This window comes from Flavobacterium pedocola, assembly GCF_053764385.1.
Map to the genome: position 1 here is coordinate 204,494 of NZ_JBSNCR010000005.1, position 17,892 is coordinate 222,385.

Sequence of the window (17,892 nt, forward strand, 5' to 3'; positions counted from 1 at the left end):
CTTACACCGTTTTGGTTTCCAAATACTTCCTCGTAATAAAATCAATATCCTTAATCGATTTTCTTGTCCAGTCTATACGCTTTTCAAGCAGTTCCGCTTCCGTTAGTTTCCAGTCGATATCCGAGTGACGCAAACGGTTGGTAATTGCCTGAATGATAATCGCCGCCGAAACCGAAATGTTCAGGCTTTCCGTAAAACCTACCATCGGGATTTTCAGAAAACCGTCTGCCTGTTGCATAACCTCATCCGACAAACCCAATCGTTCCGTACCGAAAAACAGAGCGGAAGGCTTCGTGATATCAAAATCTTCCAGCATACAATCGTTTTCATGAGGCGTTGTGGCAATAATCTGGTAACCTCTTGATTTCAGATTATCGATACAATCCTGATTGGTCGAAAAACGGTGAATGTCCACCCATTTCTCTGCGCCCATCGCAATTTCCTTGTCGATTTTTTTTCCGTACCGCTGCTCTACCACATTAAGCTCCTGAATGCCAAACACTTCACAGCTTCGCATCACGGCACTGGTATTGTGCAACTGATACACATCTTCTATGGCAACGGTAAAATGTCGGGTACGATTTTGCAGTACTTTTAAAAATCCATCTTTGCGATTTTCAGTAATAAATTCTTCCAAATAGGCAAGATAATTAGCGTCTGCGAAAAGGTTTTCCATTAAAAACGGTGTTTTAATTAAATTGTTTAGTAACTTAGACCAAGTTAATTCCTACTTATGACTCAAGAAGAATTATTGGAGCAAATTTATAAAAAAGACGACAAAGCATTTACGCTTTTGTATGACATGTACGCCAAGAGTCTTTTCGGGGTGATTTTCAACCTCATCAAAGACAAAGAAGAATCCGAAGACGTCTTACAGGAAACTTTCGTAAAAATCTGGAAAGGAATTGATACTTACAACGAAACCAAAGGGCGCTTTTTTACCTGGATACTGAACATTGCACGCAATTCCGCCATCGATAAATTACGGTCTAAAAATTTTAACAACAGCCAGAAAAACTTATCGGCTGATAATTTCGTACATATACTTGACGACAGTTCCAAAATCAATAACAAAATTGACACTATTGGTATTCAGGAATTTGTTAAAAAATTAAAACCCAAATGCATTCAGTTAATCGATTTACTGTTTTTTAAAGGCTATACCCAACAGGAAGTTGCCGACGAGCTTGAAATCCCGCTAGGCACCGTAAAAACACAAAACCGAAACTGCATAAACGAATTAAGAAACCTATTGAAAGTTTAAATGAACAGTAGAGAATACATAGAAAGCGGTATTTTGGAGCTTTACGTTTTCGGGAAGTTATCCGAAGAGGAAAGGTTTGAGGTACAACAAATGGCAGCAGACAATCCGGCAATTCGAACTGAAATAGCAGCTATCGAAAAAGCCGTTATCAATCTTTCGCACAGTGTTTCTCCAAACATTTCTTCGGAAACTTATGACAGAATCCGTGAAGAATTATTAGGCAGTGATCCGCAAATCATCAAGATGAAATCAAAAACCAATTGGATACAGTATATGGGCTGGGCCGCTTCGTTCGTAATTCTTTTGGGAGCCGGGATGATGTACCTTCGTATGAATGACACGATGAACGAGCAGATTAATTCCGAAATCGAGAAAAACAAAACCGAATACACCAAAATGCAGCAAACGGTAAGCACCATGGAAGAAAAAGCCAAAACTACCGAAAGCATGATGGAAATGCTCCGCGACAACAACAATACGATTGTAAAACTGGACGGTCAGGCCGCAATGCCGTCCGCAACTGCAAAAATATACTGGAACAAAGCCACACAAAGCGTTTATGTAGACGCCAAAAGTTTACCGGATCCTCCACAAGGCATGGTATATCAGGTTTGGGCTTTAAAAATGAATCCGCTTACGCCTACCAGTATCGGTTTGTTGGAAAAAGAAGCTGATGCCTCTTCAAAAATGTATCAGGTTGACTACACTTCAGATGCCGAAGCTTTTGGTATTACCCTTGAACCGGAAGGAGGAAGTGCCGTGCCGACCATGGATCAGTTGTATGCTTTAGGAAAGGTATAATCTGCAGAAGCTTTAACAATCATGAAAATATTGTTTCTTTTATTATTTTTAACAAGTACACTTCAGGCTCAAAACTTTGATTTCCCCAGTCTTTATAAGAACGATTTGAAAAATCTGGAAGAAAATAGATTTATGGGGGATGTACTACATCTTCAAGAATTCAAACAGTTTGAAAAAACAAGTCTGAAAAACTACATATCCGCTTCTCAAATAACAGACTCTTACCACTTTACCAAATGGTCATCAACTTCTAAAAATGAAAAACTAAAATCTATTGTGAGGTTTGAAAAGTGTATCCCTATTGATGAGAAAAACTGTCTGATTTTTATCGGCTATGAATTTACAACCCGCAACAATAAAACCTATCAATACATTTCGGTGGAAGATCAGGGTTTAATGGAATATGCAATCAACAACAAAGAATATCACATAGCATACGTCAGTATAATCCTGGGGCTTGACAAAGAATATTTTGATACCAAAACCCAAATAAAATCACTATTTTCCAAAAACTAATTTTTAGCTGACACTCCGAACATTTAATACTTTCAGTGTTTATGAAAAAGAAAATCGTAATTCTATCAGGAGCCGGAATGAGTGCCGAAAGCGGTATCAAAACCTTCAGGGATTCGGACGGTCTCTGGGAAGGCCATGACATTATGGAAGTGGCATCCCCTATCGGATGGGCAAACAACCCGAAAGTAGTGTTGGATTTCTACAACGCAAGACGCGCCCAGCTTCTGGAAGTAAAACCCAACAAAGGCCATCAATTGGTTGCGGAACTGGAAAAAGATTACGACGTTTCCGTGATTACCCAAAATGTAGACGATTTGCACGAGCGCGCCGGAAGCACCAATGTACTGCACCTACATGGAGAATTGTTCAAAGTCCGCAGCACCAAATTCCATGACATGATTTACGAATGGAAAAAAGACCTGAATTTAGGCGATGTGGATTACGAAGGCAATCAGTTACGACCACATATTGTTTGGTTTGGCGAAGAAGTACCGGCCATAGATCCCGCAATAGAAATTATTGAGGATGCCGATGTACTGATCATCATTGGAACTTCGTTACAGGTTTATCCCGCAGCCAGCCTGATCCATTATGCGAACGATCAAATCCCTATTTATTATATCGACCTGAAACCGGCCAACATTTATAACATTGTAAATCCGGTTACAGTGATCCCGATGACAGCCAGTGAAGGAATGGAGAAAATTATGAGTTATGAGTTATAAGTTATAAGATGTAATGAATATTTTTAATACTTGTTACAAAGAAAACTGAAAACTGCGACTGTGACTGAGAACTCTTTCAGTAACTAAAAAAAATGCGATTCATAATTTATAACTCATAACTTATAACTATTTTTGCAGCTTCAAAAAACAACACAATAAAAACATGCAACTAACTGAACTGAATGCTATTTCGCCAATCGACGGTCGTTATAGAAACAAAACGGTTTCCTTATCCCAATATTTTTCCGAAGAAGCTTTAATCCGCTACCGTGTTTTGGTGGAAGTGGAATATTTCATCGCATTATGTGAATTGCCTTTGCCGCAACTTTCAGGTGTTGACAAAAACCTTTATCCGGAATTACGCAAAATGTATGAGAACTTCTCTACGGAAGATGCACTTTGGATCAAAGAAACCGAGAAAACAACCAACCACGATGTAAAAGCGGTGGAATATTTCATCAAGGCAGCTTTCGACAAGTTAGGTTTACAGCAATACAAAGAGTTCATTCACTTCGGATTAACGTCTCAGGATATCAACAATACAGCGATTCCATTATCAACTAAAGAAGCTTTTGAAAAAGTTTACATGCCTTCTTTGGTGAGTGTGGTTTCGAAATTAAAAGAATTAAGCATCGAATGGAAGGATGTGCCGATGTTAGCGCGTACACACGGACAACCTGCCTCTCCTACCCGTTTGGGCAAAGAAATCCAGGTTTTCGTGGAGCGTCTGGAAGAACAGATGCGTTTGCTTTTCAATGTTCCTTTTGCAGCTAAATTCGGTGGTGCTACCGGAAATTACAATGCGCATGCGATTGCTTACCCTAACAACGACTGGAGAAAATTCGGAAATGATTTCGTGGAAGACACGTTAGGTTTACACCATTCGTTCCCAACGACTCAAATTGAACATTACGACCATTTTGCAGCTTTCTTTGATGCTTTGAAACGTATCAACACAATCTTAATCGATTTAGACCGTGACATCTGGACGTATGTTTCGATGGATTATTTCAAACAGAAAATCAAAGCCGGTGAAATAGGTTCTTCGGCTATGCCACATAAAGTAAACCCGATCGATTTTGAAAATTCAGAAGGAAACTTAGGGATTGCCAATGCGATTTTCGAACACCTTTCGGCTAAATTACCGGTTTCAAGATTACAGCGCGATTTAACAGATAGCACAGTTTTAAGAAATATTGGTGTTCCGATGGGGCACACATTAATCGCTTTTGAAGCAACTTTGAAAGGTCTAAACAAATTACTTTTAAACGAAGATAAATTTGCTGAAGATTTAGAGAAAAACTGGGCTGTGGTTGCGGAAGCCATCCAAACGATTTTACGTCGCGAAGCTTATCCGAACCCGTACGAAGCTTTGAAAGATTTAACCCGTACCAACACGGTTATCAACAAAGAAGCAATCCATAATTTCATCGGAACCTTAAATGTTTCAGATGATGTGAAAGCAGAATTGCTGAAAATAACACCAAGCAATTATTTGGGAATATAATTTCCATCATGATATTAAAGAAACCCGGAGAAACAACTTCTCCGGGTTTTTTTATGCGTTTAAGAAAAGTTGTATATATTTGAATAAACCCATAACCCATGATGAACGACAGCAATCTGATTCACCCTAAAGAAGCTTACTTATACAGTATTTCAAGAGCATTGGAGAGAGGTGCTCATTATGGCATGAAAGGACTTTTGGTGCTTTACATGATTAACGGAATCAGATTTACCGAAATGGAAGCAACTGAAATTTACGGTACTTTTATTTCGGCTTTTGTTTTCGCTCAAATTCTGGGTGGTATTCTGGGAGATTTTGTCCTGGGAAATAAAAAGACACTTCTTGCCGGCGGATTATTACACGCTATTGGTTGTTTCACACTTTGCATTCCATCAGTAACTGCCCTTTATATTGGTTTGACTCTTATTGTTTTAGGAAGCGGACTCTTCACACCCAACCTGTTATCCAACTTTGGAAAAAGTTATCTCAGCAAACCCAAACTTATGGATGCCGGATTCAGTATCTTATATACAAGCATTAGTTTTGGCGTATTTGCAGGCATAGGATTGATTTCTTTTATAGGTTATTCCAGCTATTCCTATGGTTTTATCACTTCGGGAATAATGATGCTTTCAGCCATAACAATCGCGTTCTTCATTAAGGAAAAAGAAATCGCTGAAACTCAAGCACTATCTTCAGAATATGCCGCCAAAATCAATACTAAAAATGCCCTTTATATTTTGAGTTTCATTATGCTGGTATTTATCTATTGGCTCGTTTACGAATATTCCGAACCGGGCACTGAGTATGTAGCAACTCTTTTTCATGATAATCTTATTCTGAGTTCAATTCCAGCTTCATCCTATATTTCCAGCTTTGTGGTTCCGTTAGGGATTATAACTGCTCTTATCTGGACACATAAATTCAGCAGTCGAGTCCAAAAACTAGCAATTGGATTCCTGCTTGGTGCTTTATCGTCAGGCATAATGTTGCTTTTAGCCGAACAAATGATTACCTATTCGGTTTTGGTTTTCTTTACAGCAATCCTACTAATGGCATTGGCAGAAGTTCACATTTCACCATTGGTTTATGCAGCCGTATCCCAAAACTGTAATCCCAAATATTTAGCTACTGTAATGAGTTTAACTTTTATCCCTGCAAAATTATCGGTTTTCATTATTCCTCTGTTGGCGGCGGAAAAATTATCCGGGAACCAATTACTTTTTAATAGTACTGCCCTGCTTGGGTTAATCGGATTTGGATTATTCGTTTTTCTGTTAACCAAAAGAAAAGCATCTGTATAAAACCCAATATAATTTAGACTCCCGCTGATTTCAAAAGAGGCCTCTCCTCCTCAGAGACCTTAATTCATCTTAAAAAACCCCCAATTTTCAACTTAAAACTTGAAAAACCGGGCTTTTTTTAGTATTTTACGCCTTATTGCTATTTACCTGATAAACTATACGCCTATGCTTTTAACTGTTGCCGCAGCTTCAACGACACATCTCAAACCCTTAATCAGTGATTTAGGACTAATCCTCCTTACTGCCGGTGTTGCCGTACTGATTTTCCGAAAACTGAAACAACCTTTGGTTTTAGGTTATCTGATCGCGGGTTTTTTGGCCGGAAATCATTTTGCTTTTTTCCCGTCTGTTAAAGATGTGCACAGTGTTGAAATCTGGGCAGAAATCGGAATCATATTCCTCTTGTTCAGTTTAGGTCTGGAATTTAGTTTCAAGAAACTCGTCAAGGTTGGTGGAACAGCATCAATTACGGCAATTACCCAAATCCTCTTTATGGTACTTCTCGGGTTTACTGTTGGCCAATTGATGGGTTGGAATAAAATGGACAGCCTGTTTCTGGGCGTGATCCTGTCGATATCATCAACAACAATAATCCTTAAAGCTTTTGATGAATTGGGCGTAAAAGCACAGAAATTTGCCGGAAATGTAATCGGAGCCTTAATTGTTCAGGATATTGTGGCCATTTTAATGATGGTTTTATTATCAACCGTTGCTGTGAGCCAACAGGTTTCCGGAAGTGAATTACTGCAATCGGTTTTAAAATTGGTTTTCTTTCTGACGATATGGTTTGTGGCCGGTATTTTCTTCATTCCGACATTACTGAAAAAAGCCAAACATTTGCTCACGGATGAAATGTTACTGATTCTCTCTTTGGCTTTATGTCTGGTGATGGTGACCTTTGCAGCCAATGTTGGATTTTCTCCCGCTTTAGGAGCCTTTATCATGGGATCCATCATCGCCGAAACCACGCAGGCCGAACATATTGAACATCTTGTAAAACCTGTAAAAGACTTATTTGGGGCTGTTTTCTTCGTATCGGTCGGAATGTTGATCAATCCTGATACGCTGGTAGAATATGCCGTTCCCGTTGCCATACTCACAGTGGTAACCATACTTGGACAATCGTTTAGCGCAACAATTGGCTCTTTATTGTCTGGACAGCCTTTGAAGCAATCCGTTCAGGCCGGGATGAGTTTATCGCAGATTGGGGAATTCTCATTCATCATAGCCACGCTGGGAATGACCTTAGGTGTCACTAGTGATTTTCTTTATCCGACAGTGGTTGCAGTAGCAGCGGTCACAACTTTTACCACGCCTTATATGGTAAAGCTGGGAACTCCCATGGCGGTATTGCTGGAGAAAAGACTTCCGAGAAAATGGATAAAAGCGATTGCCGATTACAGTGCCAATGCTGAAGCTATCAAAACTTTATCAACCTGGCAGATTGTATTGAGGGCCTATCTATTTCAGATTGTCTTCCATTCCATTATAATTGTGGCGGTCATTTTATTGTCATCAAAATATATCATTCCTCTTGTGGAAGGTTCCAAATTCGGACATGCCCTTGCCGCTTTAATTGCGTTGATTATAGTTTCACCGTTTCTATGGGCACTTTCGCTCAGAAGGATTGCCACAGAAGAAGTAAGCGAATTGTTTGCCAACCGAAAATCAAGAGGTCCAATTTTGTTGCTAATCTTTGTAAGAATGGCGTTGGGCTTATTCTTCATCGGATTCATCCTGAACAACTTTCTGTCACCGGGTATCGCCCTTATTGCTCTTGTGATCGCTTTGGCTGCCTATCTGGTTTTTCCGAAACAGTTGCATGCCCGTTATCAGAAAATCGAACAGCACTTTTTAAGAAACCTGCACGACCGTGAAATGACGAGAGAAAAAAGTCTGCGAAAAGACCTGACGCCTTGGGACGGACACATGGCTACCTTCGAGATCAGAGCCACTTCCAATCTGGCAGGCAAAACTCTTGAAGAATTGAAGATGAGAGAAAAAATAGGAATAAACATTGCTTTTATCAAACGTGGGGAATACACCATAAATGTTCCCAGCCGAAACGAGCGTCTTTTCCCTAATGATGAAATTTGCGTAATCGGTACCGACTCACAGGTAAAAAAATTGAAGAAGTTTTTAGTCCAGAACGAAATTGAAACACCCGAAGATGTGGTTGAAGCCGACATTGTTCTGGAACACCTTGAACTCAAAAATGAATCGTTTATCGGTAAAAGCATCCGCGAGTCACAGATCAGGGAAAAAACAAAAGGCCTTGTTGTGGGTATCGAACGAAACGGAAGACGTATGCTTAATCCCGATTCCCATTTGGTTTTACAAAAAGGCGATATCCTTTGGGTGGTTGGGGATAAAAAACTGATGGAAAGCCTGACCAAAAGGATAAGGGTTCCGAACACCTGATTTGACCCATCATCTAAAAATGCATAATAAACTGAGCATTTTCTACCACTTTCACTATTATTCAAAAGAACTCCTTTTAAAAGGATAAATTTCTTATGGAATTTTCTTAATTCATCTTAAGAAAAAGAGCCTATTTTTCTTTTTAAGTCAGAATCGGAGCTTTTCTAAAGAATTTGAATCTTATGTGTTTTATTTTTTTATAACAAAATTTATAAATTATCTAAAAATCAGCACAATAACCACACTTTTATGTGTCTTTTTTAATTACAAAAAATAACATTAATTTTTTATTTTGTTTAAATCAACCAACTATTTACCTTTTTTGTTTAACAAATTATGCATGCATTATACTTTATTTTCAGTGGTAAATTTCCATTTTTAAAAATCAACAATTAGTGATTTTTCAATGTTTACAGGGTTTTTTATAACAATTTTTCATCTTAAAACAATTTAGCTACAATAAAAACCATAAGTAAAAACTTATATAATTAAATATTTATATAATACTGTAGCCATCTAGCCATATTCGCTCCGGTTCATTACTTTTTTATTTTTGGCTTTGCACATTTTAACTTTTAGAAGTTAGGCCATGCAGCTGAATGCTTTAGGGTATTCCGCCGGCAAATAATTTTTAAAACAGAAGTCGGACAGTTGTTGCATTTGTTGTTTCTCCTTGCCGGAAACGACAGTTACAAATAATCCCCTGACTAAAGTTTTATAAAATAATTGCCCTGGTTTAAAGTCTGGATTTTAAAAGTGTTACAAAACAAAAACAACTAATTATTAACTATGAAAAAAATTACATTTTTAATTTTCATGTCGCTTTTGTCCTTTGTAGGATATGCCCAGTTTCCGGAAAATTTCGAATCTGGCATTCCTGCTAACTGGAATGTTATGGACAATGGGGTGGGAACTGTCCAAAACTGGACAACCACCACGCTTTACGGACCGCATCCCAGCGGAACATCCGCGGCACTTATTGACAGAGGAAATATCGGTCAGGGAAATACTTCCGAAGACTGGTTGGTTGCTCCGCAATATTCGGTCCCAGCTCAAGCGCAGCTGCGCTTTATGACCAAAATGGTGCTTTCGGGAGACAACGGTACACTTTACCAGGTTCGTGTCTCTACAACATCTCAAACCAATCAGGCCAGCTTTACAACCATCCAGCAATGGACAGAATCAGAGCTGGAAATTGCCATGGCCAACGGAGGCTCGACTGGCTACAACATTTATGGTGAGATTGTTTTGAATCTGAATGCTTATGTAGGACAACAGATTTATGTAGCTTTTGTAAGAGTGCATACGCAAACAGGTACAACAACATCGGGAGACCGTTGGTTGGTAGACAATGTAAATTTGGCACAACAATGTTTAGACCCGGTAACATTAACGGCGACAAACATTAGTGCAACACAGGCACAATTAGGCTGGAACAGCCCCGGACCTGCTACTTCATGGGAAATTGATTATGCAGCTAACCCTGCAACACCGGATGGAATTCCGAACGTTACGGCTAATACTAACCCATACATGCTTACAGGACTTACTCCCGGAACACAATATTCTTACTATGTAAGATCAGTTTGTGCGGCAGGGGTACGAAGCAATTGGGTAGGGCCTTTCACCTTCCTTACTACTCCTTTAGGACAAACATGTGCCGGACCTATTGTGGTTGGAGCACTTCCTTATACGCATACAAGCAACACCGGATTATATGGTGATGTTATTGACGGAAGCCCTGGAGCTTCTTGTGGAATTACCGGTAACTATTTAAACGGTAATGATGTTTTCTATTCCTTCACTCCTACTTTTACAGGAGTTGTAGATATCTCAATGACACCGACTGGAAACAACTCGGGTGTTTTTGTTTATGGAAGTTGTAATGATGTAGGTATACTATGTCAGGCGGGTGTGGCTAATACCGCGGGCGGTGTTCGTAACATCCCTTTCTTTGCTGTTACAGCAGGAACTACATACTATATCGTTATTTCGACTTCAGGGACTCCACAAACTATTCCTTATACTTTAACCATACAACAGGTAGGATGTCCTCCACCAAATAACTTGGGGGCATCAGGAATTTCACAAACAGGGGCAACTTTAACCTGGGGTAACCCGGCAAGTGCAACCGCGTGGGAATATGTATTTCAACCGGCGGGAACAGGTTTACCGGGAGGTGCGGGAACTCCTGCAGGAACAACTTCTGCAACGATTGGAGGTTTAACAGCTAACACCAACTACGAATTCTACGTAAGAGTAGATTGTGGTGGCGGTACTTTCAGTGCCTGGGCAGGACCATTCCAATTCAGAACATTGTGTACTGCATTCCCGATTCCTTTTACGGAAGGCTTTAACAGTACGTCAACCTCACAGGCTTGTTGGACAGTACTAAACTTAAATGCTGATGCCAACTCCTGGAACATGGATTATGCAACCAACCCGTTCGAAGGAAATCAATCGGCGAGTTTAGTCGCTTCATCCGTGGCGAACAACGACTGGTTGATTTCTCCACAAATCATGGGGCTTAACAATAACCAGCGTTTAAAATTCAGATACAGAGTAGAAACAGGTACATCACCGTGTACGTTTGAAGTGAGACTTTCCACAAACGGAGCATCTCCTTCAGACATGACATCGGTTTTGGTTGCACCTGCTTCTTATAACAACACTACTTATATAGAGCGAATCGTAAACTTAGCAGCCTATTCCGGAAACGTGAATATCGGCTTCTATGTGGCACCGGGTGCCAACGGTTCGAGAATCTATATCGATCAGGTAATCATTGAAGACATGCCGGCGTGTCCTGAACCAACTGCTTTGACAGTATCAGGCGTTACAGCGAACTCGGCTACTGTTAACTGGATTCCTGGAAATACAGAAACTTCTTGGCAGGTATTGGTACAAACTTCAGGCTTACCGGCACCGACTTTGCCAACGCAAGGAGTAACGGTAAACACAACTCCAACATACAACGCTACACCACTTAACAGTTCTACTACATATGATGTATATGTATTGGCTAACTGTGGTGCTACGTCAAGTATTTGGATCGGACCTGTTACGTTCAGAACACCTCAGGTTCCGGCACCACTTCCATTTGCAGATACCTTTGAAGGAAACTTCGACTGGGATACAGTAAACGGAACTCAGACCAACAAATGGTTTGCGGGCACTGCTGCGAATAACGGAGGAACACGTTCTATGTATATCTCCAATGACAACGCAGTTACGAATGCTTATACTGTCACGGCAGCTTCTGTGGCTCAATCGTATAGAGATATTATAATTCCTGCCGGTACAAGCCAGATCAATGTTGCTTTCGACTGGAGAGCGATAGGAGAATCCACTTTCGATTATTTCAGAGTATGGATTGTTCCGACTACGTTTATACCAACAGCCGGAACTCAGATTACTGCTGCTGCGGACAGAATCAACATCAGTGGAAATATTAATCAAAACGGTGCATGGACCAGAAGAAATATAGTTGTAAATGCAACTGCATTTGCTGGCCAGACTGTAAGACTTGTTTATGAATGGAGAAATGACAACGTTGTTGGTACACAACCACCGGCAGCGATAGATAACATAAATATCAACGTTATTACTTGTCCTGCTCCTACCGCACTTACGGTAACAGCTGTAACACAAACTACAGCAACACTTCAATGGACAGCCGGAGCTTCTGAAACGCAATGGGAAATTGTAGTTCAAGCACCGGGTTCAGGACAGCCAACAGGAGCTAGTATCATCATCCCTGCGGGAACCAATCCGTTTACAGTAACCGGATTGAATCCGTCTACAAATTATGAATACTATGTTAGAGCCGTTTGTAGCTCTGCTACAGATGTAAGTACATGGTCAGGACCGACAGTATTTACTACCACTCAAATTCCTGCAATAATGCCTTATGCAGAAACTTTTGAAGGAACATCCGGTTGGTCTACGGTGAACGGAACTCAAACAAATAAATGGTTTGAAGGGACAGCTGTGAACAACGGAGGAACTCGTGCTATGTACGTTTCCAATGACAGTGGTGTGACTAATACTTATACGCTTACAGCTGCTTCTGTGGTACAGACCTATAGAGATGTTCAGATTCCTGCAGGTGTTAATCAGGTTAACGTTGGTTTTGACTGGCGCGCACAAGGAGAATCTACTTTTGATTATTTGAGAGTATGGCTTGTGCCAACTACTTTTGTTCCAACACCGGGAACACAGATAACAGCCGCAGCGGACAGAATCAATCTTAGTGGGAATATCAACCTACAAGCTACATGGATCAGAAGAAATTTAGTGGTAAATGCTACGGCCTTTGCTGGACTGACCGGTAGATTTGTTTTTGAATGGAGAAATGACGGTTCTCTTGGTACACAACCACCTGCCGCCATAGATAATATTAACATTACGGTTATTACATGTCCGGCTCCTACTGCTCCAATTGTAGTGAGTGTGACACAATCTACAGCAACAGTACAATGGACAGCCGGTGCTTCTGAAACACAATGGGAAGTTGTAGTTCAACCGGTAGGTTCTGGGCAACCAACCGGATCAAGTACGATCATTCCGGCGGGAACAAATCCGTTTACTATTACAGGTTTAAACCCATCGACTAATTACGAATATTATGTTAGAGCCGTTTGTAGTTCTGCTACAGATGTAAGTACATGGACGGGACCAAGAACCTTTACTACTTCACAGATTCCTGCAATAATACCTTATAATGAAGGTTTTGAGGGAACATCAGGTTGGACAACAGTTAACGGAACTGCAGTGAACAAATGGTTTGAAGGAACTGCTGCAAATAATGGCGGTACACGTGCCTTATACATCAGTAATGATAGCGGTACAACCAATGCTTATACAATTACGTCTACATCAATTGTTCACGCTTATAGAGATATTGCAATACCGGCAACATGTGCTGGAACTGTGAACGTTTCATTCGATTGGCGTTCTATGGGACAAGCAGCGAATGACTTTATAAATGTTTGGATTGTGCCTGCTACATATGCCCCTACTGCGGGAACGGGAATCACAGCAGCTGCAAGTGGAGGAATTTTTATATCGAACCAATTAAATGGTGGTGCCGCTTTCACGAATGTATCCTATTCGGTTAACAGTGCACCATATGTTGGTGGAGTTATGCGTGTGATCGTTGAATGGAGAAATAATGCTACAACAGGAACACAGCCACCGGCCGCGATTGATAATTTTAAAGTAGAACTTCCTACTTGTCCTAAGCCATACAACCTGGCTGTAGTGGGATCACCGATGCCAACCAGCGCTAACGTAACATGGACACCGGGATGTTCGGAAACAGAATGGGAAATCATTGTATTACCAACAGGATCTCCAGCACCAACGGCTGGAACAACAGGTACTTCGGTTACAACACCACCACCTTATACTATTACTGGTTTACAACCGTATACAGCTTACGATTTTTATGTAAGAGCAGTTTGTACTCCAACATCAGTATTTAGTACTTGGGCAGGTCCTAAAACATTTACGACTTTCATCGGAAATGATGAGTGTACTGGAGCTTATAACGTTCCTGTTAATAATAATGATCTGTGTACTCAGGTAAGAGCTGCAATTTTTAATGGTGCTACGGTTTCAACTGTAGGTGGCTCAAGCTGTGGGACTGCAAACTCGGGTGATATCTGGTTCCAATTCACGGCTACCAATACTTCGCACACTATTGATTTTAGAGATTTTTCAGTATACAATAACCCGATCATGATGACTGTTTATTCTGGAAATTGTGGTGCTTTGACTCAATTAGCATGTAGCTATAACAATTCAACTACGCTTTCAGGATTACAAATAGGCAGCACTTATTTTATTAGGGCTTCAATCAATACAGTTACGACTAATACTAATGTAACATTTAACGTTTGTGTCAAAATTCCAACGGCACCTGCCAGTGGAACTAGTGTAGACTGTTTGATCAATACCGTTAATCCAAGTTTTGAAAATCCTGTAATTAGTGGAACTTTTCCAAGATTTGCTGATTTATATGATCACATGGTGTTGGGATGGAGAACAACCGCTCCAGGGCATCAAATGGAATTTTGGCCGGCGCCAAACTATGAAAATCATACGGCGCATTCAGGAAACCAGTTTATCGAATTAAATGCAACTGAAGTTTCTGGAGTGTATCAGGATTTTGCAACACCGGTAAGTACGGTGTTCACATACAGATATGCTCACAAAGGAAGACAAGGTACTGACACTGTTGCCGTTTTAGCAGGACCTCCGGGAGGACCATATGTTGAGATTGACAGAAGAAGTACAGGAAACGGACCAAATGCATGGAGTTATCCTGCTGCACGTGCCTATACCGTACCTGCAGGTCAGACAGTTACCCGATTTATTTTCCAATCCATTTCAAGTGTTGGAGGTGCAACTATCGGAAACTTCTTAGATAGTATTGAATTTAAAGCGGATAACAGTGTTATTTCTGTATCTCCTTTAAGTTTAGATTGTTCAAGCAATGTATCTACTGTTGTAGCTGCAGGTTTAGGAACATGGTCTGCTCATACCGACAATCCGGGGGCAACGACTATTGGAGACCCTACTGAAAATACTACAACTATCAGTGGATTTACACTACCGGGTATTTACAGATACGATTGGACAACGTTATATTGTACAAGTACAATTGAGATTACTTATACAGATAACGGAAACCGATTACCATTATTTACTCAAGTTGATCCGGTTTGTGAATTATCAACAATTCAGCCCTTACCAACAACTTCTAACGAAGGTATTACAGGTACTTGGTCACCAGCTTTGGATAACACAACTACAACGACCTATACATTCACACCGAATGCAGGGCAATGTGCTATTCCAACGACGATGACAATCACGGTAACACCAAATAATACAGTAAGTGCGGCATCAGCGAGCCCAACGCTTTGTATCAACACGGCTATGACCGCTATTACACACACTACCACTGAAGCTACCGGCATTGGAGCTGCAATGGACTTACCGGCAGGAGTAACAGCTAGCTGGGCAAGTAACACAATTACCATCAGCGGAACGCCAACCGCAGCAGGTGTGTTCAACTACAGCATTCCGTTAATTGGCGACTGTGGTACAGTAACCGCTACAGGAACAATCACGGTAACAAATGAAAATACAGTAAGTGCAGCATCAGCTAGTCCAACGTTGTGTATCAATACGACTATGACAACTATTACGCACACTACTACTGAAGCAACAGGTATCGGATCTGCTACAGGATTACCGGCAGGAATAATGGCTACTTGGGCAGGTGACACGATAACCATCAGTGGAACCCCAACTGCAGCAGGTGTGTTCAACTACAATATTCCATTAACTGGAGGTTGTGGTACAGCATCAGCTACAGGGACAATCATTGTAACAAATGACAATACAGTAAGTTCTGCATCACCAAATACAACGTTGTGTGTTAATTCAACTATGACTGCTATCACACATACTACTACAGGCGCTACAGGCATTGATATTGCTACGGATTTACCGGCAGGGGTAACAGCTACTTGGGCAGGTGACATGATAACCATCAGTGGTACACCAACTGTAGCAGGTGTGTTTAACTACAGTATTCCTTTAACAGGAGGTTGTGGTACAGCAACCGCCATCGGGACTATCACCGTAAACCCTGAGAATACAGTATCTGCTGCTTCAGCGAACCCAACGCTTTGTATCAACACAGCTATGACCGCTATCACGCACACCACAACAGATGCTACAGGCATTGGTGTTGCTACGAACCTACCGGCAGGGGTAACTGCTACTTGGGCAGGTAACACGATTACCATCAGTGGTACACCAACTGCAGCAGGTGTGTTCAACTACAGCATTCCGTTAACTGGAGGTTGTGGTACAGCAACCGCTATCGGGACTATCACGGTAAACCCTGAGAATACAGTAAGTGCGGCATCAGCGAACCCAACGCTTTGTATCAACACAGTTATGACCGATATCACGCACACAACGACAGATGCTACAGGTATCGGAACTGCTACAGGCTTACCGACAGGCGTAACAGCTGCATGGGCTGGTAACACAATTACCATCAGCGGAACGCCAACTGCAGCAGGTGTGTTCAACTACAGCATTCCGTTAACTGGAGGTTGTGGTACAGTAACCGCTACAGGAACAATCACGGTAACAACTGACAATACAGTAAGTGCTGCTTCAACGAACCCAACGTTGTGTATCAATACGGCTATGACCGATATCACGCACACAACAACAGATGCTACAGGTATCGGAGCTGCTACAGGCTTACCGGCTGGTGTTACGGCTACTTGGGCAGGTAATACAATTACCATCAGCGGAACGCCAACTGCGGCAGGAGTGTTCAACTACAGCATTCCGTTAACAGGAGGTTGTGGTACAGCAACCGCTATCGGAACTATCACGGTAAACCCTGAGAATACAGTAAGTGCGGCATCAGCGAACCCAACGCTTTGTATCAACACAGCTATGACCGCTATCACGCACACAACAACAGATGCTACAGGTATTGGAGCTGCTACAGGCTTACCGGCAGGAGTAACTGCTTCTTGGACAGGTAATACAATTACCATCAGTGGTACACCAACTGCAGCAGGAGTATTTAACTACAGCATTCCGTTAACAGGAGGTTGTGGTACAGTAACCGCTACAGGAACAATCACGGTGACAATTGATATTTCGACAAGTGCTGCATCAGCATCACCAACATTGTGTGTTAATACGGCTATGACGGCTATCACGCATACTACTACAGGAGCAACAGGTATTGGGACTGCTACGGGCTTACCGGCAGGTGTTACAGCCTCATGGGCAGCCAATACGATTACCATTAGTGGTACACCAACGGCTTCAGGAGTGTTTAACTATAGTATTCCATTAACTGGAGGTTGTGGTACAGTAATCGCTACAGGAACCATCACAGTGAATCCTAATGTTTCACCAACATTCAATCAGGTAGATCCTATCTGTAGTGGTGATGCTTTAGCAACCTTATCAACCACTTCCAATGAAGGAATAATGGGTACTTGGTCTCCGGCAATGGATAATACCACTACAACCACTTACACCTTTACCCCTAATGCAGGGCAATGTGCAAGTACGGCTACGATGACCATTACGGTTAACCCGGTTGTTACGCCAACCTTTGATGCAATCGAGCCTATTTGTTCAGGAACGGTATTAGCAGAATTGCCTACTGTGTCCAATGAAGGTGTTACAGGTTCATGGTCTCCGTTCTTAGATAATACGACTACCACTACTTATACCTTTACACCGGATGCAGGACAATGTGCTCCAACAGCTACATTGACTATCATCGTGAATTCAAAC

General features: G+C 41.3%; 9 protein-coding genes. 8 read left to right on the top strand and 1 reads right to left on the bottom strand.

From position 1 onward, the window contains the following. Nucleotide 1: 1 nt before the first annotated feature. The gene (locus ACWPKD_RS13265) at nt 2-676 is read right to left on the bottom strand and encodes a TrmH family RNA methyltransferase (RefSeq protein WP_455413166.1); all 675 of its coding nucleotides are present in this window, start codon (nt 674-676) and stop codon (nt 2-4) included. 57 nt (nt 677-733) lie between these two features. On the opposite strand from ACWPKD_RS13265, the gene ACWPKD_RS13270 reads away from it, so the two are divergent. The 8 genes from ACWPKD_RS13270 to ACWPKD_RS13305 all read left to right on the top strand — a co-directional run. Beyond that, complete coding sequence (locus ACWPKD_RS13270) at nt 734-1,264, top strand: RNA polymerase sigma factor (protein WP_455413167.1); 531 nt, start codon at nt 734-736, stop codon at nt 1,262-1,264. Continuing rightward, nucleotides 1,265-2,065: an anti-sigma factor gene (locus ACWPKD_RS13275; protein ID WP_455413168.1), complete on the top strand. Its 801-nt coding sequence runs from the start codon at nt 1,265-1,267 to the stop codon at nt 2,063-2,065. Between the two features lie 21 nt (nt 2,066-2,086). Then, nucleotides 2,087-2,581, top strand: coding sequence for a hypothetical protein (locus ACWPKD_RS13280; RefSeq protein WP_455413169.1), 495 nt, complete (start codon nt 2,087-2,089; stop codon nt 2,579-2,581). 41 nt (nt 2,582-2,622) lie between these two features. Next, entirely contained in the window at nt 2,623-3,306 is a 684-nt protein-coding gene (locus tag ACWPKD_RS13285; protein WP_455413170.1) for an SIR2 family NAD-dependent protein deacylase, read from the top strand. 163 nt (nt 3,307-3,469) lie between these two features. Next, nucleotides 3,470-4,813, top strand: a complete 1,344-nt coding sequence (gene purB / locus ACWPKD_RS13290; RefSeq protein WP_455413171.1) for an adenylosuccinate lyase — start codon at nt 3,470-3,472, stop codon at nt 4,811-4,813. A 98-nt stretch (nt 4,814-4,911) separates the two neighbouring features. Further along, nucleotides 4,912-6,117 (top strand): MFS transporter, encoded by a 1,206-nt coding sequence (locus tag ACWPKD_RS13295; RefSeq protein WP_455413172.1) that lies wholly within the window; start codon nt 4,912-4,914, stop codon nt 6,115-6,117. Nucleotides 6,118-6,282: 165 nt separating this feature from the next. Further along, entirely contained in the window at nt 6,283-8,538 is a 2,256-nt protein-coding gene (locus ACWPKD_RS13300) for a cation:proton antiporter domain-containing protein (protein ID WP_455413173.1), read from the top strand. Nucleotides 8,539-9,327: 789 nt separating this feature from the next. Beyond that, nucleotides 9,328-17,892 (top strand): fibronectin type III domain-containing protein (locus tag ACWPKD_RS13305; protein ID WP_455413174.1); only part of this gene is annotated, 8,565 nt, incomplete at its 3' end.